28 protein-coding genes are annotated in these 25,702 nt (G+C 67.8%); 19 read left to right on the forward strand and 9 right to left on the reverse strand.

Features of this window, described 5'->3' with window-relative positions; all coding sequences use genetic code 11:
• The first annotated feature begins 79 nt into the window (after window positions 1–79).
• The 6 genes from ACJH6J_RS05815 to ACJH6J_RS05840 all read left to right on the forward strand — a co-directional run bounded on the left by ACJH6J_RS05815 (window position 80) and on the right by ACJH6J_RS05840 (window position 3,124).
• Complete coding sequence (locus tag ACJH6J_RS05815) at window positions 80–520, forward strand: hypothetical protein (RefSeq protein ID WP_406803667.1); 441 nt, start codon at window positions 80–82, stop codon at window positions 518–520.
• Between the two features lie 108 nt (window positions 521–628).
• Window positions 629–1,024 (forward strand): helix-turn-helix domain-containing protein, encoded by a 396-nt coding sequence (locus tag ACJH6J_RS05820; protein WP_318986956.1) that lies wholly within the window; start codon window positions 629–631, stop codon window positions 1,022–1,024.
• Entirely contained in the window at window positions 1,021–1,506 is a 486-nt protein-coding gene (locus tag ACJH6J_RS05825; RefSeq protein WP_020100678.1) for an SRPBCC domain-containing protein, read from the forward strand. The genes ACJH6J_RS05820 and ACJH6J_RS05825 overlap by 4 nt, the downstream gene beginning before the upstream one ends.
• A gap of 31 nt (window positions 1,507–1,537) precedes the next feature.
• Complete coding sequence (locus ACJH6J_RS05830) at window positions 1,538–1,999, forward strand: VOC family protein (RefSeq protein ID WP_082981751.1); 462 nt, start codon at window positions 1,538–1,540, stop codon at window positions 1,997–1,999.
• Window positions 2,000–2,099: 100 nt separating this feature from the next.
• Window positions 2,100–2,291 (forward strand): hypothetical protein, encoded by a 192-nt coding sequence (locus ACJH6J_RS05835; RefSeq protein ID WP_020100680.1) that lies wholly within the window; start codon window positions 2,100–2,102, stop codon window positions 2,289–2,291.
• Entirely contained in the window at window positions 2,288–3,124 is an 837-nt protein-coding gene (locus tag ACJH6J_RS05840; protein WP_406803668.1) for a GH25 family lysozyme, read from the forward strand. Before ACJH6J_RS05835 ends, ACJH6J_RS05840 begins: the two co-directional genes overlap by 4 nt.
• Here ACJH6J_RS05840 and ACJH6J_RS05845 read toward each other — a convergent pair whose 3' ends face one another.
• Window positions 3,125–3,610 (reverse strand): MarR family winged helix-turn-helix transcriptional regulator, encoded by a 486-nt coding sequence (locus tag ACJH6J_RS05845; protein WP_406803669.1) that lies wholly within the window; start codon window positions 3,608–3,610, stop codon window positions 3,125–3,127.
• Window positions 3,611–3,716: 106 nt separating this feature from the next.
• On the opposite strand from ACJH6J_RS05845, the gene ACJH6J_RS05850 reads away from it, so the two are divergent.
• Window positions 3,717–5,648: an MMPL family transporter gene (locus ACJH6J_RS05850; protein WP_406803735.1), complete on the forward strand. Its 1,932-nt coding sequence runs from the start codon at window positions 3,717–3,719 to the stop codon at window positions 5,646–5,648.
• On the opposite strand, the gene ACJH6J_RS05855 is transcribed toward ACJH6J_RS05850, so the two are convergent.
• Window positions 5,645–6,292 (reverse strand): PaaI family thioesterase, encoded by a 648-nt coding sequence (locus ACJH6J_RS05855; RefSeq protein WP_406803670.1) that lies wholly within the window; start codon window positions 6,290–6,292, stop codon window positions 5,645–5,647. The genes ACJH6J_RS05850 and ACJH6J_RS05855 overlap by 4 nt on opposite strands.
• Complete coding sequence (locus ACJH6J_RS05860) at window positions 6,289–7,578, reverse strand: adenylosuccinate synthase (RefSeq protein ID WP_020100685.1); 1,290 nt, start codon at window positions 7,576–7,578, stop codon at window positions 6,289–6,291. The genes ACJH6J_RS05855 and ACJH6J_RS05860 overlap by 4 nt, the downstream gene beginning before the upstream one ends.
• Before the next feature lie 81 nt (window positions 7,579–7,659).
• Between ACJH6J_RS05860 and ACJH6J_RS05865 the strand changes: the two genes are divergently transcribed.
• The 3 genes from ACJH6J_RS05865 (at window position 7,660) to ACJH6J_RS05875 (ending at window position 10,065) form a co-directional block, all read left to right on the forward strand.
• On the forward strand, window positions 7,660–8,295 hold the full coding sequence (locus ACJH6J_RS05865; RefSeq protein ID WP_061010737.1) for a hypothetical protein: 636 nt from the start codon (window positions 7,660–7,662) through the stop codon (window positions 8,293–8,295).
• 9 nt (window positions 8,296–8,304) lie between these two features.
• Window positions 8,305–9,078, forward strand: a complete 774-nt coding sequence (locus tag ACJH6J_RS05870) for a site-2 protease family protein (protein WP_406803671.1) — start codon at window positions 8,305–8,307, stop codon at window positions 9,076–9,078.
• Between the two features lie 96 nt (window positions 9,079–9,174).
• A complete protein-coding gene (locus tag ACJH6J_RS05875) occupies window positions 9,175–10,065 on the forward strand; it encodes a cation diffusion facilitator family transporter (RefSeq protein ID WP_064857288.1) in 891 nt (296 codons plus the stop codon).
• Here the strand turns inward: ACJH6J_RS05875 and ACJH6J_RS05880 are convergent, their stop codons facing one another.
• On the reverse strand, window positions 10,066–10,479 hold the full coding sequence (locus tag ACJH6J_RS05880) for a DUF3151 domain-containing protein (RefSeq protein ID WP_064857299.1): 414 nt from the start codon (window positions 10,477–10,479) through the stop codon (window positions 10,066–10,068). It lies immediately after the preceding gene.
• Between the two features lie 135 nt (window positions 10,480–10,614).
• Between ACJH6J_RS05880 and ACJH6J_RS05885 the strand changes: the two genes are divergently transcribed.
• Window positions 10,615–11,052, forward strand: a complete 438-nt coding sequence (locus ACJH6J_RS05885) for a hypothetical protein (protein ID WP_406803672.1) — start codon at window positions 10,615–10,617, stop codon at window positions 11,050–11,052.
• Window positions 11,053–11,073: 21 nt separating this feature from the next.
• Here the strand turns inward: ACJH6J_RS05885 and fbaA are convergent, their stop codons facing one another.
• Window positions 11,074–12,120: a class II fructose-bisphosphate aldolase gene (fbaA, locus tag ACJH6J_RS05890; RefSeq protein ID WP_406803673.1), complete on the reverse strand. Its 1,047-nt coding sequence runs from the start codon at window positions 12,118–12,120 to the stop codon at window positions 11,074–11,076.
• Window positions 12,121–12,201: 81 nt separating this feature from the next.
• The gene (locus tag ACJH6J_RS05895; protein WP_293017864.1) at window positions 12,202–13,215 is read right to left on the reverse strand and encodes an alcohol dehydrogenase catalytic domain-containing protein; all 1,014 of its coding nucleotides are present in this window, start codon (window positions 13,213–13,215) and stop codon (window positions 12,202–12,204) included.
• Window positions 13,216–13,281: 66 nt separating this feature from the next.
• On the opposite strand from ACJH6J_RS05895, the gene ACJH6J_RS05900 reads away from it, so the two are divergent.
• Together ACJH6J_RS05900 and ACJH6J_RS05905 are read left to right on the forward strand one after the other, a co-directional pair.
• On the forward strand, window positions 13,282–13,950 hold the full coding sequence (locus ACJH6J_RS05900) for a DedA family protein (RefSeq protein WP_053855402.1): 669 nt from the start codon (window positions 13,282–13,284) through the stop codon (window positions 13,948–13,950).
• A gap of 119 nt (window positions 13,951–14,069) precedes the next feature.
• Window positions 14,070–15,473 carry an HNH endonuclease signature motif containing protein gene (locus ACJH6J_RS05905; RefSeq protein WP_064857290.1) on the forward strand — a complete coding sequence of 468 codons (1,404 nt, stop codon included), beginning with the start codon at window positions 14,070–14,072 and terminating at the stop codon, window positions 15,471–15,473.
• A 60-nt stretch (window positions 15,474–15,533) separates the two neighbouring features.
• Here the strand turns inward: ACJH6J_RS05905 and ACJH6J_RS05910 are convergent, their stop codons facing one another.
• Entirely contained in the window at window positions 15,534–16,433 is a 900-nt protein-coding gene (locus tag ACJH6J_RS05910) for an LLM class F420-dependent oxidoreductase (protein ID WP_406803674.1), read from the reverse strand.
• A 42-nt stretch (window positions 16,434–16,475) separates the two neighbouring features.
• The gene (locus ACJH6J_RS05915) at window positions 16,476–17,231 is read right to left on the reverse strand and encodes an IclR family transcriptional regulator (RefSeq protein ID WP_346416019.1); all 756 of its coding nucleotides are present in this window, start codon (window positions 17,229–17,231) and stop codon (window positions 16,476–16,478) included.
• A 148-nt stretch (window positions 17,232–17,379) separates the two neighbouring features.
• On the opposite strand from ACJH6J_RS05915, the gene ACJH6J_RS05920 reads away from it, so the two are divergent.
• From ACJH6J_RS05920 to ACJH6J_RS05935, 4 genes are all read left to right on the forward strand, one after another.
• Window positions 17,380–18,138, forward strand: coding sequence for a CoA transferase subunit A (locus tag ACJH6J_RS05920; protein WP_020100731.1), 759 nt, complete (start codon window positions 17,380–17,382; stop codon window positions 18,136–18,138).
• A complete protein-coding gene (locus ACJH6J_RS05925) occupies window positions 18,135–18,779 on the forward strand; it encodes a 3-oxoacid CoA-transferase subunit B (protein ID WP_260936586.1) in 645 nt (214 codons plus the stop codon). Before ACJH6J_RS05920 ends, ACJH6J_RS05925 begins: the two co-directional genes overlap by 4 nt.
• Window positions 18,780–18,862: 83 nt before the next feature.
• Window positions 18,863–20,095, forward strand: coding sequence for a cytochrome P450 (locus ACJH6J_RS05930; protein WP_212807181.1), 1,233 nt, complete (start codon window positions 18,863–18,865; stop codon window positions 20,093–20,095).
• A 97-nt stretch (window positions 20,096–20,192) separates the two neighbouring features.
• Window positions 20,193–20,741, forward strand: a complete 549-nt coding sequence (locus tag ACJH6J_RS05935) for an NADPH-dependent FMN reductase (protein ID WP_212807182.1) — start codon at window positions 20,193–20,195, stop codon at window positions 20,739–20,741.
• A 2-nt stretch (window positions 20,742–20,743) separates the two neighbouring features.
• On the opposite strand, the gene ACJH6J_RS05940 is transcribed toward ACJH6J_RS05935, so the two are convergent.
• Window positions 20,744–23,662, reverse strand: coding sequence for an RND family transporter (locus ACJH6J_RS05940; protein ID WP_212807183.1), 2,919 nt, complete (start codon window positions 23,660–23,662; stop codon window positions 20,744–20,746).
• 134 nt (window positions 23,663–23,796) lie between these two features.
• Here ACJH6J_RS05940 and ACJH6J_RS05945 point away from each other — a divergent pair, with 134 nt between their 5' ends.
• Window positions 23,797–25,020: a sensor histidine kinase gene (locus ACJH6J_RS05945; RefSeq protein WP_406803675.1), complete on the forward strand. Its 1,224-nt coding sequence runs from the start codon at window positions 23,797–23,799 to the stop codon at window positions 25,018–25,020.
• On the forward strand, window positions 25,013–25,690 hold the full coding sequence (locus ACJH6J_RS05950) for a response regulator (RefSeq protein ID WP_406803676.1): 678 nt from the start codon (window positions 25,013–25,015) through the stop codon (window positions 25,688–25,690). The genes ACJH6J_RS05945 and ACJH6J_RS05950 overlap by 8 nt, the downstream gene beginning before the upstream one ends.
• The last annotated feature ends 12 nt before the right edge of the window (window positions 25,691–25,702 follow it).

Below are 25,702 nucleotides of genomic sequence, written 5' to 3' on the forward strand. Positions count from 1 at the left end.
GGCACCGACACGGCCTGAACATCTCCGCCCACCTCAGCCCCGTCCCCGAATTCCCACCACCCCAGGGGACTTAGCCTTGATGAACGCTGCGCCGTTCGGGCACGAAGACGTCCAGTTGCTCACGAAGCGGCACCGTGGGGCGCGGGGATTGGCTCGCCTGCGGAAGGCGTTGCCTCTGGTCGACGGCGGCGCCGAATCACCACGCGAAAGCCGGCTGCGGTTGCTGTTCATCGACGCCGGATTGCCCAGGCCCACAACTCAGTACGTGGTTCGGAACGAGTTCGGGCGCTACGTCCGCCGGATCGACATGTGCTGGGACGAATTCAAGGTAGGTGCCGAGTACGACGGCGTCCAGCACCTGACTGATCGACGCCAGTACTCGATGGACATCTGGGCCAACCGGGAACTGCTGAGGCTGAAGTGGCACGTCATCCACGTCATCAAGGAAGATTCCGGGCCCGCGATCGTCGAAGACGCCCGCACGGCGCTGCTCGAGCGGGGATGGTCAGGATTGCCCTAGCTCGGGAAGGACCAAATGGTCGCTGACAAGCACGCCACAGCCGCCATTTGGTCCTTCTCGGCAAGGGACTCTTGACCTGTCTCGCAACACCACCTAACCTACAACCAAATGGTTGTAAATGCTTCCCCTGAGGCCTTCACCGATGCGGAGATCGACCGGATCTTCCACGCATTGGCGGACGCCACCCGCCGCGACATCGTCGCCCGCACGATGCGCAGCGACCAGTCGGTGAGCGCGCTCGCCCGCGGCTACGACATGAGCTTCGCGGCGGTGCAGAAACACGTCGCGGTACTGGCCGGTGCCGCGTTGGTGCATAAAGAGCGCCGCGGCCGGGAACAACTCGTGCGTGCGGTGCCCGAAACCCTGCACCGAGCGGGCGTGCTCCTGGAGCGGTACGCGGCGCTCTGGCACGACCGTGCCGCGAGCATCGAGGCGATCCTCGCCGAAGACGGTTACCCACCACACGAAAAATCAAGCAGCACAAAACGAAAGGACCACCGATGACGGTGATCAGCAGCGCCGCCGACCCGCAAGCCCTCACCATGACCTTCGTGGCCGAGTTCGCCGCGCCGCCGGCCCGGGTCTGGCAGGTGTGGGAAGACCCGCGGCAGCTGGAACGCTGGTGGGGTCCGCCGACGTGGCCGGCCACGTTCACCCGGCATGAACTCACCCCGAGCGGGCAGTCGCGCTATCACATGACCGGACCCGAGGGCGAGAAGGCACCGGGCTGGTGGACGACGCTCGAGGTCGACGCACCGTCGCGCCTTCTCATCGAAGACGGCTTCTCGCAGCCCGACGGCGAGCCCGACCCCGAGATGCCCACGATGCGCCTCGAGGTGTCGTTCGACGCGATCGACACCGGTACCCGGATGACGATCGTCACCAGGTTCACCGACCTCGAACAACTCGAGAAGGTGACCGCGATGGGCATGGTCGAGGGCATGACCGGCGCCCTCGGCCAGATCGACGCGCTGCTGGCTGCCTGACCGAAAACGACTGAAAGACAAGGAGAACGACGTGCCGACAGCCATCCAGCCATGTCTCTGGTTCAACGACCAGGCCCGCGAGGCCATGAACTACTACGTCGAGGTGTTTCCGAACTCCCGGATCATCTCGGTCGAGGAGTACCCGGACGAGGCACTTGATGAACATTTCAAGGGCATGTCGGGCAAGGTGCTCAACGGCCGGTTCAGTTTGAACGGCGTCGATTTCGTCTGCCTCGACGGCGGACCGCTGTTCACTTTCAACGAGTCCATCTCGTTCGTCGTCGAATGCGCAGACCAGGACGAGATCGACCACTACTGGTCAAAACTCTCGCACGTGCCCGAGTCCGAGCAATGCGGTTGGTGCAAGGACCGATTCGGGATCAGCTGGCAGATCATCCCCGCCAAGATGGATCAGCTACTGGGCCGCCCCGAGCAGATCCAGACGATGATGCGCCAGAAGAAGATCGTGATCGCCGAACTGGAGAACGCCTGACCCGACCCGGCCGTGAGGATCGCGCTATCGTGGAAAGTGCCCGCCGAGAACGAGAATCGAAGCGGGACAATACCTCTACGGTAGAAGGCGAGGATTCGCTATGAACGCGGCGGGCAAACCCGAAGCCCTCGGCGAGGTGTACGAGCAGGCGGGTGCGATCGCCACGGCGACGCACGACGCCGACGGCCGGTTGCAGTGGACGGTGCAGTCTCACGACGGATCCAGCGCCGACACAAAGGCTTTGGCGAGCACGACGAGCTGGACGCCGGTGAATCCGGAGACGGTGCTGTGACGCTCTACGGACCGGACACGTCGAACAACAACTTCCGCTCGGCGGCCGATGCCATCGCCTTCGTCTCCCAGCTACCCGGCCAGGGTTTCTCCTGGATCGAGCAGAAGGTGTCCGAAGGCAGTTACTACCGGGATCCGTACTGGCCGGTGATCGCACAGTGGTGCCGGGACAACCACTTTCCGCACATCGGCTATCACTACGTCACCACCAACAGCCCGGCGGCGCAGGCCCAGACGTGGCTCAGCAATAACGGTGGCCAGTATGCGATGCTCGACTTCGAGGCGAATTCCGGTGACATCCACAACTTCTGGGCCGTGGTCAATGCCTTCAATGCCGTCGGGGTGACGATCTCGCTGTCGTACATCCCGCATTGGTACTGGCAACAGATCGGCTCGCCCGACATCTCTCAGGTACCGGGCCTCATCGCGTCGAACTACGTCAACGGCACCGGCTACGCGTCAAACCTCTATCCCGGCAACGACAATCAGCGCTACTGGTTCCCCTACGGTGGTGCCACGCCGCAGATCCTGCAATTCACCGATGCCGCACTGGTCGGGAATCTGTCGGTGGACTGCAACGCATTCCAGGGCACGCTCGACCAACTCATCGCACTGCTGAACGGAGGAACCGTGACTCAGCCGGACCCGACCACCGCGACTCTCAATCAGATCCTGGCCATCGTGCAGGACATCCAGACCCAGTTGCGCGGCCCGAACCTGAACGGCTGGCCGCAGCTCGGTCACAACGCTGCCGGGCAGAACCTGACAGTGGTGGACGCACTGGCCGCGCTCAGGGCGGACGTCGACGCCCTCAAGGCCTCGTCGGCCGTGTGATCAGCGCCCGCCGGGGGCGGGTTCGTCGCGGAACGCCCGCATCGCACCGGTGAGCGCCACGAAGACCCGGTGCGCCGCCTCGAGGTCCGCGTCGGGCAGGTCGGCCAAAGCCTGGGTGTTGAGCTGAGCCAGCGGCCTGAAGAACTCCCGGCCGACGGCCAGCCCCTTGTCGTCGTTGCGCAGGATCACCTTGCGCCGATCGGTGGGATCGGGATCGCGGCGCAGATGGCCCGAGCTGATCATCCGCTCCACCAGGTAGGTGATGGCCGCCCCCGAGGTGCCCATCAGCTTGCGCAGCTCGCCCGCAGTCAGCGGTGTGCCCGCGGACTCGGCGACCATGACGTGCAGCAGCGCACGAAAATCATTGGCGCCCAGATCGTTCTGTGCCGCGAACGCCCGTCCGATCTGGTCGGATTCGGCCGTCAGTGCCCGCACGTCGGCGGCGATCTGCGCCTCCAGGTCGGCGCGGTCCGGCGGCGTTGGCACGCGGAGAGCATAGCGCCCATGAAGTTCAGTTGCTTAATGTTTAAGTATCTGAAATATTTTGGGAGTGTCCACTCGAGTCGCATGGGCAGCGGCCCTCATCGTCCTGATGCTCTCCGGCGCCGCCATGGCCTTGCTCGGCGCCGGGGATTCGGCGTCACGGTCGCCGGTGGCCGTGCCGGCCGGCGCGGAATCCGCCCGTGCCGACGCATTGCGCGCACAGTTCCCCGGCGGCGAGACCGCGCCGGCGATCATCGTCGTCACCCGCACGGACGGCGCGCCCTTGAGCCCGGCCGATGTCACCGCGGCCGGACCGGGCGCTCGAGTGTCCGAGGACGGCAAGGCGGCGGTGCGAGTAGCCCCGCTGGCGACCGACCTGTCCGGCTTCGATCTCCGCGACGCGGTCCACGAGCTGCGATCGCAGGTATCGGCTGCGCTGCCCGACGGATTGCGGGCTCAGGTGACGGGCGGGCCCGCATTCGGCGCCGACATCGCGAATTCGTTTGCCGGAGCCAACTTCACACTGCTCGCGGTGACCGCCACGGTCGTGGCGCTGCTGCTGATCGTCACGTACCGCTCGCCCATCCTCTGGCTGATCCCGCTGTTGGTCATCGGGTTCGCCGATCAGGTGGGCGCGGTCGTCGGCACTGCGGTGGCCGCGGCGACGGGGCTGAACCCGGACGGATCGACGGCCGGCATCACGAGCGTGCTGGTGTTCGGCGCGGGGACCAACTACGCACTGCTGCTGATCTCGCGGTACCGCGAGGAACTGGGCCGGCGCAGCGATCACGGGGACGCGCTGCGGGTGGCGTGGCGCGCAGCGGCACCGGCGATCGTGGCCAGCAACGCCACCGTGGTCCTTGCCCTACTGACTCTGCTGCTCGCCTCGGCGCCGAGCAACCGCAGCCTCGGAGTCCAGGCCGCGTCCGGCCTGGTGGTCGCCGCGGTTTTCGTCCTGCTGGTGCTGCCGCCGCTGCTCGGGCTGTTCGGCCGCCGGTTGTTCTGGCCTTTCATCCCCGAAACCGGTTCGCACGCCATGCCGCTCACCGAGAGCGGCGTCTGGCACCGCGTCGCAGCCGGGGTGTCCCGCAGGCCGGGTCGCGTCGCCACCGTGGCGCTGGCCGGCTTGGCCGCGCTGTGCGTCGGTCTGGTGAATCTGCCCATCGGGCTGTCCCAGACCCAGCAGTTCCGGGTGCAGGCCGAGTCGGTCGCCGGATACGACACGCTGGCCGCGCACTTCCCCAGTGGCCTGACCAATCCCACGACCGTCATCGCATCGGACCCCGCGGTCGCCGACGTCATCACCCGCACCCCCGGCGTGGTGTCGGCGACGCCGGGCGGGCGCTCGGCGTCGGGCCTGACGCAGTGGTCGGTGGTGTTGGCTGCCGCGCCCGCCTCGCCAGAAGCATTCAAAACGATTGACGCCCTTCGTGACTCGGTGCACCAGATCGATGCGCAAGCAGTCGTCGGCGGCCCCGACGCGCAGGCCCGCGATGCCGCGGCGGCAGCGCATCACGACCGGAAGATCGTCATCCCGGCGATCCTGCTGGTCGTCCTGGCCGTCCTGTACGTCCTGCTGCGCTCGGCCCTGGCCCCACTCCTGCTGGTGGCGGTGACGGTCCTCAGCGCGCTGGCTGCGCTGGGACTCGGCGGCTGGGCCAGCGTGCACCTGTTCGGTTTCCCCGCGCTCGACAACGGGACCCCGCTGTTCGCGTTCCTGTTCCTCGTCGCGCTGGGCGTGGACTACACGATCTTCCTGGTGACCCGGGCACGCGAAGAGACGCCCGAGTTCGGCAACCGGCAGGGCATCGTGCGCGCCGTCTCGGCGACGGGCGCGGTGATCACCAGCGCCGGCATCGTGCTGGCCGCGGTGTTCTGCGTGCTCGGTGTGCTGCCACTGATCGTGCTGACGCAGCTGGGCATCATCGTCGGCCTGGGCATCCTGTTGGACACCTTCGTGGTGCGCACCGTCATCATCCCGGCGCTGTTCACGCTCATCGGCCCCCGCATCTGGTGGCCCGCGCTGCGTGCCGAGCCTTAGGGCTGGCCGGGCAGGAGGCTGACCATCAGGCCATTGGCCTCGGCCAGCAGGTTGCCCTCGGGGTCGAACAGTTCGGCCGCGACGAACGTCTTACGGCCGTCGACCTCGGTGACGTGGGCCTTGGCGGTCAGCACCGTGTCGATCGGCGTGACCTTGCGGTAGTCGACGTGCAGGTACGCCGTGCGACTCATCGGCCGATTGACGGCGTGGATCAGCATGCCGAAGGCCTGGTCGAACAGCAGCGGCAGCACCCCGCCGTGCACGGCGTAGTTGCCGCCCACGTGGTACCGGCTGAACTCGACCTCCATCTCGACGCCCTCGGGCGAGAACTTGGTGACCGTCCACGGCGGCATCAGCAGACTGCCGGCGCCCGGCAGCGACGGCACCCGGATGGCCGGGCCGACACCTTCGGCCGCCTCGAAAGGCTTCAGCAGCTTGACGAGTTCCTCGACGCGGTCGGCGGCGTCGTCCCAGGTGTCGCTGTCCGGGTTGGCTGAGACGGCCAGGTCCTGCAGCCGCCTCATGCCCTCGAGGAAGCGGCCGAAGCCGGGCCCCGGGTCGGCAACCTCGAATCGTGGGAATCCGCCGTGCTGGTCGATGAAGCCTTCGCTTTTCCCCGTCGCTTCGCTCGCCCCTTCTGTCACCCGAGGATGTCCCGGCGCACGATCGTCTGGTCCCGGCCGGGACCGACGCCGATGCACGACACATGGGCGCCCGAGAGCTCCTCGAGCCGAAGCACGTAGTCCTGCGCCTTGGCCGGCAGGTCCGAGAACTCGCGGGCCCCGGAGATGTCCTCCCACCAGCCCGGCAGCTCTTCGTAGATCGGCTCGGCGCGGGCGATGTCGGCCTGCGTCATCGGCATCTCGTCGGTGCGCTTGCCGTCGACGGTGTAGCCGACGCAGATCGGCACCGTCTCCAGGCTGGACAGCACGTCGAGCTTGGTCAGGAAGTAGTCGGTGATGCCGTTGACGCGGGTCGCGTACCGGGCGATGACGGCGTCGAACCAGCCGCAGCGCCGGGCCCGGCCGGTCGTCACGCCGACCTCGCCGCCCGTCTTGGACAGGTAGGCGCCGTACTCGTCGAACAACTCCGTCGGGAACGGGCCCGAGCCCACACGGGTTGTGTAGGCCTTCAGGATGCCCAGCACCGTCGTGATGCGAGTGGGGCCGATGCCCGAGCCGACGGCCGCGCCGCCCGCCGTCGGGTTGGACGACGTGACGAACGGATAGGTGCCGTGGTCGACGTCGAGCAGGGTGCCCTGCGAGCCTTCCAGCAGCACGGTCTCACCGCGCTCCAGCGCCTGGTTGAGCAGCAGGCGGGCGTCGGCGATGCGGTGCTTGAAGCCCTCGGCCTGCTGCAGCAGGCTCTCGACGACCTCGGCCGGGTCGAGTGCCTTGCGGTTGTAGATCTTGACCAGCACCTGGTTCTTGAACTCCAGCGCGGCCTCGACCTTGGCGGCGAGCTGCTCCTCGTCGAGGACGTCGGCGACCCGGATACCGATGCGCGCGATCTTGTCCTGGTAGCAGGGACCGATGCCGCGACCGGTGGTGCCGATCTTCTTGCTGCCCGCGTACCGCTCGGTGACCTTGTCGATGGCCACGTGGTACGGCATGAGCAGGTGCGCGTCAGCCGAGATCATGAGCTTCGACGTGTCCACACCGCGGTCCTCGAGCCCGGAGAGCTCACTGAGCAGCACACCAGGGTCGACCACGACACCGTTGCCGATGACGTTGGTGACCCCGGGTGTCAGGATGCCCGACGGGATGAGGTGAAGAGCGAAGTTCTCCCCCGTGGGCAGTACCACCGTGTGCCCGGCGTTGTTGCCACCTTGGTAGCGAACCACCCATTGCACACGTCCACCGAGTAGATCGGTGGCCTTACCTTTGCCCTCGTCACCCCATTGGGCCCCGATGAGCACGATTGCCGGCATCGTTTTGCCTCCCGCATTACCTGCCTGAATACAGTGGCAGCCGGTGAGCAACCTTATCCCAGCAGGACGAGAGGAGAGGCCTTGACCGCCAGAGAGGTCTCCGGCGATGTCGTGGTGCTGGTCTTCGGCGCCCGCCGGATCCCCCGTGCGCTGACGGATCTGACGGCCGTCACAGTGCCCTCGCAGAGTGATCTGACGATCCCCGACGGCACCGCCCGGGTGATCGTCGTCGGCGGCCATGCCGACCTCTCCGCGACCCTGGCGCGGCTGCTCCGCGACGACCGGCTCGACGTCGAGGTCGGCTTCGTCCCACCCCTGACCCGCGGCGGGTTCGGTGCCGCGCGCCGCGCCAGAGACGGTGTCGCCCAACGTGTTCCACTGATCCGCGACGAGACCGGCGCGGTGATCGTCCGGTCGGCGCGCTGGCTGCCGTCCGGCGCCGACGCCATCACCGGAGAGGCCGTCGTCGACGACACGGTGCTGTTCGACGGCACGTCGACGGGCGTCGTGATCGAGCCGCTGCCCGGGATGCCGGGGCTGCGTGCCCGGGCCCTCGGGCGCGGCCGTTCGGGACCGGGGCGGGGCTGGGTTGCCGGCCGCGCGGCGCAGCTCGGGAGCACCGGAGTTTTGGTTGAGCGCGACGGCGTGGCGGCCGCCCGTCCGGCGCGCCGGTCGGCGTTCTACCGCCATATCCAGGGTTGGCTGCGGGTCGGCTAGTTTGCAGTCATGACCATGCCTGTCCGGCGCGCAGTCCGTCCCAGCCCCGTCTTCTGGGCGATCGTGGCCCTGACCGCCGCCGGTGGCGCCGTGGCCTGGTTCTGCGGCGCCGAGGTGCGGCCGCTGGCCTATGCCGGCGTCTTCGTGTTCGTCATCGCCGGCTGGACCGTCTCGCTGTGTCTGCACGAATTCGGCCACGCCTACACCGCCTGGCGCTTCGGTGACCGCGACGTCGAGCTGCGTGGCTATCTGACGCTGAACCCCGCGAAGTACGCCAGCCCGCTGCTGTCGCTGGGCCTGCCGGCACTGTTCATCGCCCTCGGCGGCATCGGCCTGCCCGGCGGCGCGGTGTACGTGCGCACCGAGTACATGACGCCGCGGCAGCGCACCCTGGTCAGCCTGGCCGGACCGTTCGCCAACCTGGTGCTCGCCGCCATCCTGCTGGTCACGACCGCGGTGCTGTTCGACAACGAGCATCCGGTGTTCTGGGCGGGGCTGGCCTTTCTCGGATTCCTGCAGGTGACGGCGCTGTTCCTGAACATGCTGCCCATCCCCGGCCTGGACGGCTACGGCGCGCTGGAACCGCACCTGAGCGCCGACACGCAGCGTGCCCTGCTGCCCGCCCGGCAGTGGGGCTTCCTGATCCTGATGCTGCTGCTGATCGTCCCCGAACTGAACCGCATGTTCTTCAACGTCGTCTACTCCGCTGTCAGCCTGACCGGCGTGCCGCCGCGGCTGGCGATGATCGGCAGCGCCCTGACCCGCTTCTGGTCCGCCTGGTAGGGATTTGTGCACGATTTTCCGCGGCCACCGCGGAAGATCGTGCACAAATCCCGGGGCGCCTTGCGACATATGCGTAGTTCTGCATATATTGCTGGCATGGGTGCCGGACACGATCACAGCCATGGCCCGAACGCGCGCGCCAGCCGCATGATCATCGCCGCGGCCGTGCTCAGCGTCTTTTTCGTCATCGAGCTGACCACGGCGCTGTTGATCAACTCGATCGCACTGTTGGCCGACGCCGGCCACATGCTGACCGACCTCGTCGCGATGTTCATGGGCCTGGGCGCCGTCCTGCTGGCCCGCCGCGGGTCGACGTCCGCCGCCCGCACCTACGGCTGGCACCGAGCCGAGGTCTTCACCGCGGTCGCCAATGCCGTCCTACTGATGGGCGTCGCGGCGTTCATCCTCTACGAGGCCGTCGAGCGCATCGGCAACGCGCCGGAGATTCCCGGTGTGCCGATGATCGTCGTCGCCCTCGCGGGACTGCTCGCGAATCTCGTCGTGGTGCTCCTGCTGCGCTCGGACGCCGACAGCAGCCTCGCCGTCAAGGGCGCCTACATGGAGGTCGTCGCCGACACCGTCGGCAGCATCGGCGTACTGATCGCCGGCATCGTGAACGTCACGACCGGCTGGCCGTACGCCGACGTCGTCGTCGCCGTGCTGGTCGCGCTTTGGGTGCTGCCACGCGCCATCGCGCTGGCCCGCGCCGCGCTGCGCATCCTGTCCGAGTCCTCCCCCAGCCACATCGACGTCGACGAGCTGCGCGAAGCGCTGGCCGCCGTCGACGGCGTCACCGATGTGCACGACCTGCACGTGTGGACCCTGGTGCCCGGCAAGGACATGGCCACCGCGCATCTGACGTCCAGCGCGGACTCCGCCCGCGTGCTGGAATCGGCGCGCGCCGTGCTGTCCGCTCGCGGACTCGACCACGCCACCGTCCAGGTGGAGCCGCCGGAGGCCGACGGCTGCCACTGCGAAGCGGACTAGTTAGAGACCCAGCTCGCCACGGGCCGCCGGATCGCAGTCGTCCAGCAGGTCCAGGCAGCGCAGGTACTCGTCCTGCTCGCCGATCGATTCCGCCGCCTTCGCCAGCACCGCCACGCACCGCAGGAAGCCCTGGTTCGGTTCGTGTGCGAACGGCACCGGGCCGAAGCCCTTCCAGCCGTTGCGGCGCAACTGATCCAGCCCGCGGTGGTAACCGGTCCGGGCGTAGGCGTAGGCGGTGATCGTCTGACCGTCGGCCAGCGCGGCCTCGGCCAGGGCGGCCCACGCGACAGAGGCCGTCGGGTGCGCCGCAGCAACGTCGGTCGCAGATTTACCGGCGGCGAGAGCGTCCTCGGCCTCGAAGTTGGCAGGCAGCAACACCGGATCCGGACCCAGCAGATCACCCATTCGCGTCATGGCCGCCATTGTGCCGTGCGGCCGCTCGCTCAGATCCCGCAGGCGGGAGATTAAGCTCCTGGTAGGACGTCGCGGCCTGCTCCAGGATGCGTAGGCCCAAGTGCGCGATCTGATCTCGGGAGGACAGTCACCCCCATGTCGAACCCAGCCGCCATGTCGAACCCGACGGGACCGGACGACCGTCGCGATGCCGATCAGCGCGCTGCCTCGACAGGCGACGATGCGGCGGCGGCAACCGAGATCTTCGAGCCCGCGGACCCGGCGACCGACCCGACCATCCCGGTGCGGCGCTTCACCGCGCCGTCGGGCTTCGACGGCAAGACGCAGATCATCGCTCCGCTGCCGGACCCGGAAACCGAGATGATGCCCCCCGCCTCGCCGCAGGTGATCCCCGGCACCGGCAAGCCGCAGAAGGACCGGCGCAGCTGGGGCTGGGTCATCGCGCTGGTGTTGGTGATCGCGGCCATCGCCGCCGTCGCGGTGCTGGGCACGGTGCTCCTCACCCGCGGCCACTCGGCCATGAACGCCGCATGGCCGGTCACGACGCAGGTTTTCGCGAATCCTGCGGCATGACCGGCCAGTGAGCGGTGCTGGCTACTTGCCCAGCCCCGCCGAGACGCTGCGGCCCGTGCTGTGCAGGTCGTTGCACGCCTCGATGACACGCTGCGTCATGGACGCCTCGGCCTTCTTCAGGTAGCTGCGCGGGTCGTAGACCTTCTTGTTACCGACCTCGCCATCGATCTTCAGGACGCCGTCGTAGTTGGTGAACATGTGCGCGGCGACAGGGCGGGTGAACGCGTACTGGGTGTCGGTGTCGACGTTCATCTTCACGACGCCGTAGCGCAGCGAGTCCTCGATCTCCGACTTCAGCGAGCCCGAACCGCCATGGAACACGAAGTCGAACGGCTTGGAACCGGCCGGCAGACCGAGCTTGGCGGCGGCCACCTTCTGCCCCTCGGCCAGCACCTCGGGCTTGAGCTTGACGTTGCCCGGCTTGTAGACCCCGTGCACGTTGCCGAAGGTGGCAGCCAGCAGGTACTTGCCGTTCTCACCGGAGCCCAGCGCGTCGATGGTCTTCTCGAAGTCTTCGGAGCTGGTGTACAGCTTCTCGTTGATCTCGGCCTCGACGCCGTCCTCTTCACCGCCGACGACACCGATCTCGACCTCGAGGATGATGTTCGCGGCCGACGTCAGCTTCAGCAGCTCCTGCGCGATCTGCAGGTTCTCGTCGATCGGCACCGCGGAGCCGTCCCACATGTGCGACTGGAAGAGCGGGTTCTCGCCGCGGGCGACGCGCTCGGCCGAGATGGCCAGCAGCGGCCGGACGAAGCCGTCGAGCTTGTCCTTGGGGCAGTGGTCGGTGTGCAGCGCGACGGTGATGTCGTACTTGGCGGCGACGACGTGAGCGAACTCGGCCAACGCGACCGAGCCGGTCACCATGTCCTTGATACCGAGACCGGAGCCGAATTCGGCACCGCCCGTGGAGAATTGGATGATGCCGTCGCTACCCGCGTCGGCGAAACCTTTGATCGCCGCGTTGATGGTTTCCGACGACGTGCAGTTGATGGCCGGGAACGCGAAGGAGTGCTCCTTGGCGCGGGCCAGCATCTCCGCGTAGACCTCGGGCGTGGCGATGGGCATGTTTTTCCTCTCGGCGAACCTGCAGTCTGGGCCAGTATGTCAGCCACGTGAAGCTGAAGTGCGGCACCCGGGGACACCCGGTCAGACGGTCAAGACCATTCGGTAACGCGCGTGCCCGCTGTTCATCCGCTCGAAGGCCTCGGCGGCCTGCGCGAGCGGCCGTTCCTCGATGACGGCCCGCACGCCCGTCAGCGCGGCGAAGTGCAAGGTCTCCTCGATATCGCGCGCGGTGCCCGACGGATGCCCGATCACCGAGAAACCGCCGTTGATGAGATCGAGCGGGCTGATCGGCAGTGGCTCGGGCGTTACGCCGACCGTCACGAGTTGCCCCTCCGGTGCGAGACCAGCAACGGTCGCGGCCATCGCCGTCGCGCTCGCGGCGGTCGCGAGCACCACGACTGCCCCGCCGAGACGCTGCAGTTCGGCGGCGACATCCGCGGCGGTCGAATCGATGTAGTGCTGGGCGCCGAGTTCCTTGGCGGCGGCCTCGCGCTCCGGCCCGCGAGCAATCGCGACAGTCTCGAAGCCCATGGCCCGGGAGAACTGCACGCCCAGGTGGCCGAGGCCACCGATGCCGATCACCGCGACCAGATCACCGGCCTTGGCGCGCGTCTTGCGCAGGCCGTTGAACGTCGTCACGCCCGCGCAGCCCATCGGGGCCGCCTCGGCGAACGAGAATCCGTCCGGGATTCGGGCCAGTGCGGTCGCGGGCGCCGTGACCGATTCGGCGTAGCCACCGGGATAGTGCCAGCTCGGCACCTCCATGCGGACGCACTGCATGAAATGCCCCTGGCGACATGGCACGCACCGGTTGCAGTTGCCGCCGAACCAGCCCACCGCGACGCGATCCCCGACGGCGAAGTCTTCGACGCCGTCGCCCAGTTCGGCGACAGTGCCCGCGATCTCGTGGCCGAGGGTGATCGGCCACGAGAGTCCCGGGAAGTGCCCCGCGTGAAACTCCCGGTCGGTGCCGCATACCCCGCACGCGGCGACCGCGATGCGGACGTGATCGCGTGGCGGCGAGACGGTGTCGACGTCAGCAAGTGCGAGCGGGCCGTCGGCCTGCGCAACGTGAACTGCCCTGTGAGTGGCCATGCGCCGACCCTACGAGGGATGTGCGGTTGACGGAACCACCTGCAGACACCGGTATCTTTGGGCCCCATGACGACCACCATCTCCGCCATGCCGGGTTTCCTGGACCCGATGACGCTGATCGGCTACTTCGGGACATGGGCGCTGGTCGGGTTGCTGGTGGTCATCTTCATCGAGTCCGGCGTGCTGTTCCCGGTACTGCCCGGCGACTCACTGCTCTTCGTCGCCGGCCTGTTCGCCGCAAAACTGGCCGCCGGCACCGCCGATGACAAGATGCAGGAGGCCAACTTCCAGCTCTGGCAGCTGCTCGTGTTCATCCCGATCGCAGCAGTTCTGGGTGGCCTCGTCGGCTATTTCGTCGGCCGGTTCATCGGCGTCGAGATGTTCAAGCCCGATGCGCGGTTCCTCAAGCAGAAGTATCTCGACGAGGCGCACGCCTTCTTCGAGCGGCGCGGTCCCTTCGCGATCGTCATCGCCCGGTTCGTGCCGATCGTGCGCACGCTGGCACCGCTGACGGCCGGGGCGGCAAAGATGAATTTCGCCGTGTTCACCATTTACACCGTCCTCGGTGCTGTGGTGTGGGGCGTCGGGCTGACACTGCTCGGCTACTGGCTGGGCCAGTTCGCCATCATTCAGAAGCTCATCGAGCCGATCTTCATCGTCATCGTCGTCGCGTCGGTGACGCCGATGATCTGGCACTGGTACCAGCGCCGCAAGGCCGCCGCCTCGCAAGGCTGAGCCGCCTCGGCAAACGGGTTCGAAAAACTTTGGTCACTTTGTTTGCGCTGGTAACAGTGGGCAACTAGCGTCACATTTCCCGCGGCTTCTTGTCGGCGGCTCGAACTAGTGTTCGATGTATGGGATTGACCGATCCGGCCGCTGTCGAGGCGGCGTACGCCGCCTACGAAGCCGCGGCGGCCCAGGTTGCGTCCCTGGACTACACCGGCCTGGATGTGCGGGCGTTGTTGGCGTTGCAGTCGCGCCGCGAAACCCTGAAATGCGCCGCCGAAGCGGTCGATCACCAGATCCTGGCCGCCGCCCAAACCCAAGCCACCGCCAAAGACATCGGCGCAAAAGACTGGCCCGAAGTGCTGCATGTGCGGCACCGCATCAGCCGCGAAGAAGCCCGTCGCCGGGTGCGCGACTGCGACCACCTGGGCCCGCGCTCGGCCATCACCGGGGAGGCGTTGGGCCCGGTGTGGGAACTGGTCGCCGCCGCGCTGGCCGAGGGTGCGATCAATAGTGAGCACGTCGCGGTGATCACCTGGTTCTTCCAGAAGCTGCCGCTGTGGGCGGCCGACCCCATCACGTTGACGCAGTGCGAGACGGATCTGGTGGCCGACGCGCGGGTCAAGACCCCCGAAGACCTTCGTAAGGTCGCGGCGGATTTGTTGTATCGGCTGGATCAGGACGGGCCCGAACCCAACGACGACGAACCCGACCCCAAACGCAGTTTCACCATGGGCAAGCAGCGGCCCGACGGCCGCACCGACGTCACCGCCCAACTCGACCCCGAAGGCCGGGCCTACTGGCAAGTGTTGTTCGACAAATACGCCGCCCCCGGCATGTGCAACCCCGCCGACCCACACCCCTGCTACGCCGGGATCCCGACGCAGGAACAGATCGACAACGACACCCGCACCCTCGCGCAGCGCCAGTACGACGCCTTCAAATTCGTGGGCCGGATGATGCTGGCCTCCTCCTCCGGGGTGCACAACGGCTTCCCCGTCGCGGTGGTCGCCACCTGCACGGTGGCCGAGTTGGAAAAACGTGCCGGGACGGCGCTCACCCACACCGGGACCAAACTCCCTATCAAAGACCTGATCCGGATGGCCGCCCAAGGGTCGGACAACTACCTCGCGGTGTTCGATGAGCACACCGGCCAACCCTTGTATCTGGGTCGGGCGGCCAGAACGGCCAGCACCGCGCAGCGCCTCGCGCTGTTCGGGCGGGATTTGGGGTGCACCCGCCCGAACTGCACCGCACCCGCCTCGCGCTCGCAGGCCCATCACCTCACCAACTGGCGCGATGACGGCCTGACCAACATCGACACCATGACCCTGGCCTGCGGCCGCGATAACCGCCTGGCCGACACCGGCGGCTGGCACACCACCATGGGCCCCGACGGCAGAACCCACTGGACCCCACCACCACTACTGGATGTCGGCCAACCTAGGACGAATCAGTATCACCACCCCACCCGCTACCCGGCCGAGAGCGGAGATAGTGACGACGGTGAAACAGACAGTCCCACAAGCTGACCCGGCGCACAACGGCGCCGTTCATCCACGACGCCTCGCCGCGCCGCGCTGCCGGCCGGCCTACAGGCCCAGCGCACCCGCCAGTTCACGAAGGCTCGGCCGCGGGTCGGCGGTCGGATGCTCCGCGAGCATCTGCACCACGACGTGGTCGGCGCCGGCATCGAGGTGCGCCTTCACCTTCGCCGCTGCGTCTTCGACGCTGCCCATCCCGACCAGCGCGCGGGCCAGTCGCTCGGACCCGCCACGGACCAGATCGCTCTCGTCGAAGCCCTGGCGCAGCCACGAGTTCCGGTAGTTGGGCAGGCCGCTGTAGACGTTCAGGTGATCGTGCGCGCGGCGCAGCTGTTCAGCGTCATCACCGCCGACGACCACGGCCTGCTCGGAGACGATCCACTTGTCCGGCCCGAGGATTTCCCGCGTCGTCGCAGTGGCCGACGGCACGACCAGGTACGGATGCGCACCGTCGGCCTGTCTGCCCGACAGCTCGATCATCTTGGGGCCCAATGCCGCAAGCAGTCGGGGCGGCCGGCCCACCCCGGGTTCGATGGCCTCCGGCACGGCGGCCATGCGCTCCAGGTAGCTGCGCATCGTCGCGAGCGGCTTTTCATAGGTGCCGCCCATCCCCCGCTCCACCAGCGGGCCGTGACTGACGCCGAGGCCCAGCACGAACCGTCCCGGGTACAGCGCGGTCAGCGTGCGGGCACCGGCCTCGGCGGCCGACGGCAGGCGCACGTGAATGTTGGCGATGCCCGTACCGACCACCAGCCGGTCGGTGGCCGCGAGGAACGCCGCCGATTCGGTGAGGCATTCCTTGCCGACGGTTTCGGGCAGGAACAACGAGCCGTAGCCCATGGCTTCGATGTCGCGGGCCACGGCCTGAGCTTCCGGCATGGCCCAGCTGTCGCTGGCCCACCAGACGCCGATGCGGGACGGAAAGTCGATGCGCGCGCGTTCAGTCACCAGTCCACAATCGCCTACCGCCACGCGGGCGGCGACGCGGGGTCACCCCTGCAGCCGGCCCGACAGCTCGTGAGCCTGCTCGAGAAGCAGCCGCCCCAGTTCACGTCGACGCCCGGCACGGAACCGGGTCTCGACACCGGTGAGGCTCAGGGCCCAGCCGGGCAGGCCGCGTCGGTCGAACACCGCGGCCGCCATGCCCCAGCTGCCTTCCACCAGGAGCGCGGGATTGACGGCATAGCCGGCGCGCCGGGTCTGCTCGATGCGCTTGCGGATGGCCGCTTCGGAATGATTTGGCCCCCAATTGGTTTCCGGCTGTTCGCGGGAGAAGTAGTCGTCGACGTCGGCGGCCGGTAGGTGGCTGAGGATCGCCAGCCCGGCGCTGGCCACCCCGAGCGGAAACCGGATACCGACCTGCAGGACGTGCGAGCGCAACGGGAAGCTGCCCTCCTCGCTCAGTACGCACACGGTCTGATCGCCGCGACGGGCCGAGAAGAACGCACTCTCGCCGGTCTCGCGTGCCAGCCGCGTCACCACCGCACGCGCCTGATCGGTCACGTCGTGGTGTTGGGCCGCACCGACCCCGAGCAGATACAGCTCGGGTCCGAGTGACCAGCGGCCGGTCTTCTGATCCCGGCTGACCAGATGTTCGTCGGCCAGCGCCGTGAGCAGCCGGTGTGCCGTCGGCCGGGCCAGCCCCGCCAGTTTTCCGAGCTCGGTGGTGGAGGCGCCTTCGGGTTCGGCCGTGGCCACTGCCCGCAGCATCGCCCCCACGCGGGCGACGACATTCGGACCGGTCATCACCACATCCTAGGCGTTCATTCAGTGAACGCACACAGCGTCAATGCTCGCCATGTGAACACTTTCGACCTGCTTCGAGCAGAGACTTGCCTTGTCAGCGGCGTGCCGTGTTGAGTGGGTCACGCGTTTACTGGATGAACGGAGTGTCATGACCTCGAAGGTGTACGCCTCGGCTGCCGCAGCGGTCGCCGACATCGGTGACGGCGCCACGCTGGCTGTCGGCGGATTCGGTCTATGCGGCATCCCCGACCAACTCATCGATGCCATCGCCGCGTCGAGTGCCACCGATCTCGAGGTGTTCTCGAACAACTGCGGCGTCGACGGCGTCGGCCTCGGCGTGCTGCTGGGCCTCGGCAAGGTCCGCCGGGTCACCGCGTCATACGTCGGGGAGAACAAGGAGTTCGCCCGCCAGTACCTGTCCGGCGAGCTCGAGGTGGAGCTCACGCCGCAGGGCACGCTCGCCGAGCGCATGCGCGCCGGCGGTGCCGGGATCCCGGCGTTCTACACCCCGGCCGGCGTCGGCACCCCGGTCTCCGACGGCGGTCTGCCGTGGCGCTACGCGGCCGACGGTTCCGTCGCTGTTGCCTCGCCGCCCAAGGAGATTCGCGAATTCAACGGCAAGCGCTACGTGCTCGAGGAGTCGATCAACGCCGACTTCGCGCTGGTGCACGCGCTGCGCGCAGACACCGCGGGCAACCTGGTCTTCAACAAGACCGCACGCAACTTCAACCCGCTGGCCGCGATGGCCGGCCGGATCACCATCGTCCAGGTCGAGGAACTGGTGCAGCCCGGGGAGATCGACCCCGACGACGTCCACCTGGCCGGCGTGTTCGTGCAGCGCATCGTGCACACCGGACCGCAGGACAAGCAGATCGAGAAGCGCACGGTGCGAGAGGATGCCAAATGACCGGCTGGAACCGTGACCAGATGGCCGCGCGGGCCGCGGCCGACATGATCGACGGCGAGTACGTCAACCTCGGCATCGGCCTGCCGACGTTGATCCCCGGCTTCCTGACGGGCGACGTCCACGTCACGCTGCACTCGGAGAACGGCATCCTCGGTACGGGCCCCTACCCCACCGACGACAACGTCGACCCCGACCTCATCAACGCCGGTAAGGAAACCGTGACGGTGAATCCCGGTGCGGCGTACTTCGATTCGTCGCTGTCGTTCGGGATGATCCGCGGCGGCCACATCGATACCGCGGTGCTCGGCGGCATGGAGGTCTCGCGCACCGGTGACCTGGCCAACTGGATGGTGCCCGGCAAGATGGTCAAGGGCATGGGTGGCGCCATGGACCTGGTGCACGGCGCCTCGCGCGTCATCGTGCTCATGGAGCACACCGACAAGGCCGGCAACCCCAAGATCGTCCCGGTCTGCACACTGCCGCTGACGGGTCAGGGTGTGGTCGACCGGATCATCACCAACCTGGCCGTCATCGACGTGCCCGGCGACGGCACGCTGATCCTGCGCGAGACCGCCCCCGGCGTGAGCGTCGACGATGTCATCGCAGCGACCGGCGCCGAGCTGACAGTGCAGCTCGACTAGGTAGTCAATTACGCCGTTCGGCTGATGTGTTGTCGCCCTCCTCGGCCCGATAGTGACTTCTATCGAAACCGAGGGAGACATCGATGACCATCGCCGCCAGCCATCCTGTCAGCGTCTTGGACGCCGGCCTTCCGGTCATCGACTACGAAGCCGTCGACGACCCGGCAACCGCACACCGGATGATCAAAGAGGTCCGCCGGCAGGGAGCCGTGGCCACCGGCCCGCACGCACCTGAGGTACTGAGCTACGAATTGGTCCGTACGGTGCTGCGCGACGCGCGCTTTCATGAGCCCGGCGTGCGCGGGCTGGTCCCGCGCGGCGTCACCGGCGGTCCGCTCTGGGACCGCATCGGCAGTGCGCTGCTCAGTCTCGACGGCGAAGAGCACACGCGGCTCCGGAAGCTGGTGTGCAAGGCCTTCACCAGCAAGGCCGTCGGCCGGCTGGATCCGCTGATCGACGCCGTCCTGGCCGAGTTGGTCGATCCCGTTGCCGCCGTGGGCAATTGCGACATCGTCGCCGACGTCGCCCAGCCGTACCCGATCCCGGTGATCTGCGCGCTGCTCGGCGTGCCGCGCACCGACTGGCGGATGATCTCGGATTGGACCGACGACATCTTCAAGATGTTCTGGTGGGATGTGGCCGCACACGAATCGGAAATCCTCACGGCCTGGCAGAAATTCGACGACTACATCGACGCGATGATCACGGAGCGTCGCACCACGCTGACCGACGACCTGCTGTCCGCCCTCATCCGCGCGGAGGACGACGGCGACCGGCTCAGCCATCCCGAATTGCTCATGCTGTCCATGGGAATCCTTGCGGCGGGCACCGATACCACGCGCAATCAACTGGCCGCTGCCGTGGACACCTTCTGTGATCACCCCGACCAATGGGCGCTACTCGCCACGCATCCCGAGTTGGTGCCCCAGGCAGTCGATGAAGTCATGCGGTTCGCGCCGATCGTCCTCAATGTGCCGCGATATGTCACCGAAGATGTGGAGCTGGCGGGGTACTTCTTCCCGCGGGACTCACTCGTCGTCGCCAATACCGCTGCGGCGAACCGGGATCCGCAGGTATACGAAAATCCCGATCAGTTCGACATCACCCGGCGTGATGCGCAGCCGATGCTCACCTTCGGCGGCGGCGTGCACTACTGTCTCGGCTCGCATCTGGCGCGGTTGGAACTGGTCAGAGCGCTCACGGTGCTGACGCAGCGGATGCCGAACATTCGCCGCACGGGTCCGGCGCCATGGAAGCCGCTGATGGCGGTCAGTGGGCCGCAGACGCTGCCGGTGGAGTTCGACGCCGGGCACTGATCATGTGAGTGGTTGCGATTCTTCCGCGCGGGTACTCCGAGTTCGGCAGGCTGTCAGGAGCCGGGGTCGGGGTCACGACGCAGAAGAGGAGCACTTCATGAGGATCGGCATCATCGTGGGATCGATTCGGGATGGGCGCAGCGGTGCCGGCGTCGGCGACTGGGTGGCCGAGCAGGCCGCCCACCGCGACGACGCCCAGTTCGAACTCATCGACCTGAAGACCTTCGACGTGCCGCTGCTCACGGCTGCGACGGTGCCGGCCGCGGCCAAGAAACAGTACGAGTCCGAGAACGTGCAGCGGTGGAGCGCGGCGATCGACGCCTGCGACGGGTTCATCTTCGTCACCCCGGAGTACAACCATGGCGTCCCGGGCGCATTCAAGAACGCTGTGGACTCCCTCGGTTCTGAATGGTTCGGCAAGACAGTGGGTTTCGTCTCCTACGGCGCCGACGGCGGGGTGCGCGCCGTGGAGCAGTGGCGACAGATCGTCGCCAACTTCCAGATGCTCGACGTCCGTGCCCAGGTGTCGTTGTCGCTGTTCACCGAGTTCGGCGCCGATGGCTTCACCCCGCTGGAGCGGCGTGCCGGAGAACTGGCAGGGCTGTTCGACCAGCTGATCACATTGACCGCGAAAGTGGCCGGCTGAACTCAGCCCGCCGCGCCCTGCAACACTTCTCGGCCCGGCGCCGTGCCGGCGATCAACGGCACGTCCCGCCGCGGTCGCGACGGCCGGCGCGTGAACGTCCGGGACACCACGCCACGCACCAGCGGAACCGGCGACCACCAGAACCACCGCCCGAGCAGCCCCGCGATGCCGGGCACCACGAACGTCCGCACGATCAGGGTGTCGATCAGCAGTCCGACGCCGATGGTGGTGCCGACCTGTTCGATGCTCAGCACGTCGCTGGACAGCATCGCGAACATGGTGATGCCGAAGACGATTCCGGCCGTGGTCACCACGCCGCCGGTACCGCCGAACGTCCGGATCATGCCCGTCTTCAAACCCGCGTCCGGCCGACTCACCTCTTCGCGCAGCCGCATGGTCAGCAGCAGGTTGTAGTCCGCGCCGACGGCCACCAACGCGATCAACGCGATCGACGGCACCGCCCAGTGGAGGTCTTTGCCCAAGAGGTCCTGCCAGATGAAGCTGCTGACCCCGAGCGCCGAGGCGTAGGACACCACGACGGTGCCGATCACCACCGCGGCCGCCACCGGGCTGCGCAGCATGATCAGGATGATCAAGAACACGAGCGCCAACGCGACAGCCGCGAGCAACAGGAAGTCGTCCGACACATAGCCGCGAAGCTCCGCCGTGCCGGTGCCGAAACCGGTGACAAAGACCGTGTTTCGGACCAGCGTGCCCTCTTTCGTGGCCTCCCGGACCGCGGTCAGGATTTCGGGCGAGCGCAGCGCGCCGTCCGTGCCGAACACCTTGCCGTCACCGTAGACGAGCAGGCGCGTCGACCGGCCGTCGGGCGCGAAGTACAACCCGGCCGCGCGCTGGAACCGCGGGTCCTGCCACGCGCGCTGCGGCAGGTAGAAGCCGCCCGAGCCACTGTCCTGGAAGTCGGCCCGCACCCCGCGCAGGTAGTCCGTCAGCCCGGAGAACATGCCCCGGGTCTCGCCCACCGTCTTGGTCAATTGTGTTGTGACGGCGCCGAGTTGGTCGACGGCGGCGCGCATCGAGCGCACCGACGCCTGCGCACCCGTCAGCGACCTGGCCATGTCCGTGGTCCCGGCGCCGAACTGCCGCGTGCTGTCGGTCAGGGTGCCGGTGGCCGCCACCACCGAATCCATGGGCTCGACCACCTTGAGCACCAGCGAGCAGATGGCATCGGCCGCGCAATTCGGGTTGGCGTTCGTGAAGCCGCGCAACGGATCCATGTACTGCGACACCGAGGTGACGTTGTCCCGCAACTGCTGCATGCCGCCGTGCATGGCGTCGATCCCCGAGCCGAGTTGCCCGAGACCGCGGACGCTGCCGCCCAGCCCGTTCTGCAATTGCGTTATCGCCGAGGAGAACTGGTCCAACGTCGCGGACAGCTGGTTGACGGCGCCGAGCCGCTTGCTCAGCTGGGCCACCCCGTCGTCGAGCTGGTCGGCGATGGTGCCGGCCTGGTCGGTCAACGCTGCCTGCTCGGGCACCGACCCCGCCGGCCGTGACGCCGACTGCACCATGCGAATGCCGGGAATCTCCATGATCTTCCGCGTCACCCGTTCGACCGCGATGACGCCCGCCGGGTTACGCAGGTCGTGATCGGTCTCGATGGACACGATCTCGGGCAGCAGCCGGTTGGGCGGGAAGTGCCGGTCCATGGCCTGGTAGCCCCGGTTGGCGTGGGTGGAATCAGGTTGTGCGGCAAGCTCATCGAAGCCCAGCCGGATACCGGCGAGCGGGATGGCGCAGACCAGGAGAATCACCGACGAGGCCACCAGTACCGGTCCCGGCCACCGGGCGACGACCGTCCCGACCCGGCGCCAGCTCCGGCCGGGCACCTTGGCCGCGGCACGGCTTCGCGGCTGCGCCAGGCCATGCCGGCCGGCCAGCCCAATGAACGCCGGCAACAACGTCAGCGATGCGAACATCCCGGTGAGAATGCCGATGGCGCAGGGTAATCCGGCGCTGCGCAGCATGCCGACCTGGGCGAACAGCAGGCATGACAGCGCCGCCGCGATGGTCAGACCTGACGCGGCGATCACCGGCGCGACGCTGCGGTTCGCGATCACCAGCGCGTCCTCGTGGTCGACCCCGGCGCGGCGCTGTTCGTGGTAGCGGCCCAGCAGGAAGATGCCGTAATCCGTTGCCGCCCCGAGCACCATCGCGGCCAGGAGCGACACCGAGAAGATCGACACCTCGATCACGTCCCGCTCCCCCAGGAACGCCACGACACCCCGCGCGACCCCGAGCCCCAGGCCGACGGTCAACAGCGGGATCGCCGACGTGATCACCGAGCGGTAGACGACGAACAACAGCACCGCGATCAGCACCACCGTGACACCGGTGATCATCAGCATCTGCTTGTCGATCGCGCTGAGCTCGTCGGCGATGGTGGCGCCGGGTCCGGTGACGTAGGCGTGCAGGCCCGCGGGTGCCGGCGCAGCCGCGACGATCCGCCGCACCGCATCCAGCGCGGCGTTCGCCTTGGCGGCGCCGAGCTCGCCGCGAATCCGCAGCATCGTGTAGACAGCCTTGCCGTCGGTGCTCTGCGCGCCGGCCGCCGTCACCGGGTCGGACCACAGGTCCATCACCGAATCCACATCCTCGGTGTCGGCGCGCAACGTGCTCAGCAGGCGGTCGTAGTAGGCCCGCTCCGGCGCACCGAGCGGGCGATCACCCTCCAGCACCAGGTAATTGAGATTGCCGCCGGATCCGTCGTGGAACTGCTCGTCCATCTGGACGCCGGCGAGGTTCACCGGGGCATCGGCGGGCAGGAAGCCCCGCGCGTGATTGTGCGCCGTGCTTTCCACCTGCGGGACAAGCAGATTGCCTGCCGCCGCGGCCAGCACCCACAATCCGATGATCAGGACCGCGAAGCGGCTGCAGAATCTTGCGATGACGTCCCACATGCGTCCGAAACTACGAGCGACCAGGGCCCGTAAACGTCGTGCTGCGGACGAGACCGGGCCTCCTACCGTGGTAGGAGGCCCGAGCCGTCCCGCGAATGATGTGTAAACCCCGGTACCGGCTCTACGCTGGCACTATGGCTTGGCTCCGTGACTTCGCGCTGCGTCGGCGCAGCCTCGTGGCCTACCAGTACCCCTTCACGGTCCCCATCGTGATGTACACCGGCACGCTCGTGGTCGCGGCGACTGCCGCGACGCAGCGGGATTTCACCAAGCCGTGGCTGCTGTTCGTCGCCGTCGGCCTCGTGTTCGCGCCGATCCTCGCGTTCATCGTGGGCGGTTACAAACCGTCGACTGCCGTCAGCGGCGCGTCGGTCCTCGCCGGGGTGGCACTGCTGTTGTTGTGCTGGCCACCGGTCTTCCTCGACGCAGCGCCATTCCTTTTGATGTTCATGCTCGGAGAGGCGTTCGCGCTGGGTCCGATGCGCATCGGCCTCGTGAGTCTGCTCGCCAGCGCGCTGCTGTTACTCGGCGCGTCCCGCACGGGACACCTCAGCACGTTCGTGCCCTACCTGCTGTTCTTCCTGGCCATCGCCGCGATGATGGGGCACATCCTGCAACTGCAACAGCGTCTCGTCATCGAGGAACGCGCACGCCAGGACGTCCTCACCGAACAGGCCGCAGCCGACGAGCGCCGACGCATCGCCCGCGAAGTGCACGACGTGATAGCCCACTCCCTGTCGGTGACCATGCTGCACCTGACGGGCGCCCGGCGCGCCCTGCAGGAAGACAACGACGTCGACGAGGCGGTGGACGGCCTGCTCGACGCCGAGCGTCTCGGCCGGCAGGCAATGTCGGACATCCGTCAGACGGTCGGTCTGCTCGGCGCGCGCGACGCCGCCCCGTTGCGGCTGGCCCCCGAGCCGGGGTTGTCCGACCTACCCGATCTGGTGACGAGTTTCGCCGACGCGGGCTTGCACGTGGAGTCGAGCATCGAAGTCGACCCGGCGTCGGTCACTCCCGGGATCGGCCTGGCGCTGTACCGGGTGGCGCAGGAGTCTCTGGCGAACGTCGCCAAGCACGCCCCGTCCTCGGCGGCGCGGCTGCGGCTGTACGTGGAGAAGGGCACCGCCATCCTGTCGGTCGACAACGAGCTGCCGCGACCTGTGGCCGGCGGGACACCGGGTGCGGGGCTCCCGGGGATGCGTCAGCGCATCGCGTTGCTCGACGGCGAATTCCAGGCCGGTCCCGGACCGCAGGGCTGGACGGTGCGGGCGCGCGTGCCGGTCACCACGGCAACCACCGCGCACTGCGCCATGCACCGAATCCGGCTGTCACGCAACGGGATTTCCAATGCCTGACGGCGCCATCCCGAAAGATGATTCAACCGTCGACGTCCTGCTGGTCGACGATCAGGAACTCGTCCGCTCGGGCCTGCGCCGGATCCTGCGACGCAAGGACGGCTTCACCATCGTCGGGGAATGCGCCGACGGCGACGAGGTGCCGCGGGAAGTGCTCCGGTGCAGTCCCGACGTGGTGGTGATGGACCTGCGGATGAAGCGCGTCAGCGGCGTCGACGCGATCCGCGCGCTGCGCGCCGGCGGCGGCCCACCGGCCTTGGCGCTCACCACATTCGACGACGACGACCTGCTGTCCGCGGCGCTGCGCGCCGGGGCGTCCGGCTTCGTCCTCAAGGACTCGCCGGCCGAGGAACTGATCCGGGCCGTGCACGCCGTCGCACGCGGCGAGGCGTACCTGGACCCGGCCGTCACCGCGCGCGTGCTGAACGGCTACCGGCGCGCCCCTGGCGCCCCGTCGGACGACGTCGCCGACCGGCTGACCGCCCGCGAGCTCGACGTGCTGCAGCTGATCGGGTCGGGCGCGACCAACGCCGAGATCGCCGGCCGACTGGTCATCTCAGAGGTGACGGTGAAGAGCCACATCGGACGGATCTTCACCAAGCTGGACCTACGGGACCGCGCGGCCGCCATCGTCTACGCGTACGACCACGGCGTGGTCGCGCCGAAGTAGGCGCAGCGCACG

The sequence above is a fragment of the Mycobacterium sp. SMC-18 genome (genome assembly GCF_045310895.1).
In the GTDB taxonomy this organism is placed as follows: Bacteria; Actinomycetota; Actinomycetes; order Mycobacteriales; family Mycobacteriaceae; genus Mycobacterium.

Excerpts from the sequence above, each read along its gene's own strand:
- ACJH6J_RS05815 (WP_406803667.1), top strand. The coding sequence starts at position 80 with ATGAACGCTGCGCCGTTCGGGCACGAAGACGTCCAGTTGCTCACGAAG.
- ACJH6J_RS05820 (WP_318986956.1), top strand. The coding sequence starts at position 629 with ATGGTTGTAAATGCTTCCCCTGAGGCCTTCACCGATGCGGAGATCGAC.
- ACJH6J_RS05825 (WP_020100678.1), top strand. The coding sequence starts at position 1,021 with ATGACGGTGATCAGCAGCGCCGCCGACCCGCAAGCCCTCACCATGACC.
- ACJH6J_RS05835 (WP_020100680.1), top strand. The coding sequence starts at position 2,100 with ATGAACGCGGCGGGCAAACCCGAAGCCCTCGGCGAGGTGTACGAGCAG.
- ACJH6J_RS05850 (WP_406803735.1), top strand. The coding sequence starts at position 3,717 with ATGCTCTCCGGCGCCGCCATGGCCTTGCTCGGCGCCGGGGATTCGGCG.
- ACJH6J_RS05860 (WP_020100685.1), bottom strand. The coding sequence starts at position 7,578 with ATGCCGGCAATCGTGCTCATCGGGGCCCAATGGGGTGACGAGGGCAAA.
- ACJH6J_RS05870 (WP_406803671.1), top strand. The coding sequence starts at position 8,305 with ATGACCATGCCTGTCCGGCGCGCAGTCCGTCCCAGCCCCGTCTTCTGG.
- ACJH6J_RS05875 (WP_064857288.1), top strand. The coding sequence starts at position 9,175 with ATGGGTGCCGGACACGATCACAGCCATGGCCCGAACGCGCGCGCCAGC.
- ACJH6J_RS05880 (WP_064857299.1), bottom strand. The coding sequence starts at position 10,479 with ATGACGCGAATGGGTGATCTGCTGGGTCCGGATCCGGTGTTGCTGCCT.
- ACJH6J_RS05885 (WP_406803672.1), top strand. The coding sequence starts at position 10,615 with ATGTCGAACCCAGCCGCCATGTCGAACCCGACGGGACCGGACGACCGT.
- fbaA (WP_406803673.1), bottom strand. The coding sequence starts at position 12,120 with ATGCCCATCGCCACGCCCGAGGTCTACGCGGAGATGCTGGCCCGCGCC.
- ACJH6J_RS05895 (WP_293017864.1), bottom strand. The coding sequence starts at position 13,215 with ATGGCCACTCACAGGGCAGTTCACGTTGCGCAGGCCGACGGCCCGCTC.
- ACJH6J_RS05900 (WP_053855402.1), top strand. The coding sequence starts at position 13,282 with ATGACGACCACCATCTCCGCCATGCCGGGTTTCCTGGACCCGATGACG.
- ACJH6J_RS05905 (WP_064857290.1), top strand. The coding sequence starts at position 14,070 with ATGGGATTGACCGATCCGGCCGCTGTCGAGGCGGCGTACGCCGCCTAC.
- ACJH6J_RS05915 (WP_346416019.1), bottom strand. The coding sequence starts at position 17,231 with ATGACCGGTCCGAATGTCGTCGCCCGCGTGGGGGCGATGCTGCGGGCA.
- ACJH6J_RS05920 (WP_020100731.1), top strand. The coding sequence starts at position 17,380 with ATGACCTCGAAGGTGTACGCCTCGGCTGCCGCAGCGGTCGCCGACATC.
- ACJH6J_RS05925 (WP_260936586.1), top strand. The coding sequence starts at position 18,135 with ATGACCGGCTGGAACCGTGACCAGATGGCCGCGCGGGCCGCGGCCGAC.
- ACJH6J_RS05930 (WP_212807181.1), top strand. The coding sequence starts at position 18,863 with ATGACCATCGCCGCCAGCCATCCTGTCAGCGTCTTGGACGCCGGCCTT.
- ACJH6J_RS05935 (WP_212807182.1), top strand. The coding sequence starts at position 20,193 with ATGAGGATCGGCATCATCGTGGGATCGATTCGGGATGGGCGCAGCGGT.
- ACJH6J_RS05940 (WP_212807183.1), bottom strand. The coding sequence starts at position 23,662 with ATGTGGGACGTCATCGCAAGATTCTGCAGCCGCTTCGCGGTCCTGATC.
- ACJH6J_RS05945 (WP_406803675.1), top strand. The coding sequence starts at position 23,797 with ATGGCTTGGCTCCGTGACTTCGCGCTGCGTCGGCGCAGCCTCGTGGCC.
- ACJH6J_RS05950 (WP_406803676.1), top strand. The coding sequence starts at position 25,013 with ATGCCTGACGGCGCCATCCCGAAAGATGATTCAACCGTCGACGTCCTG.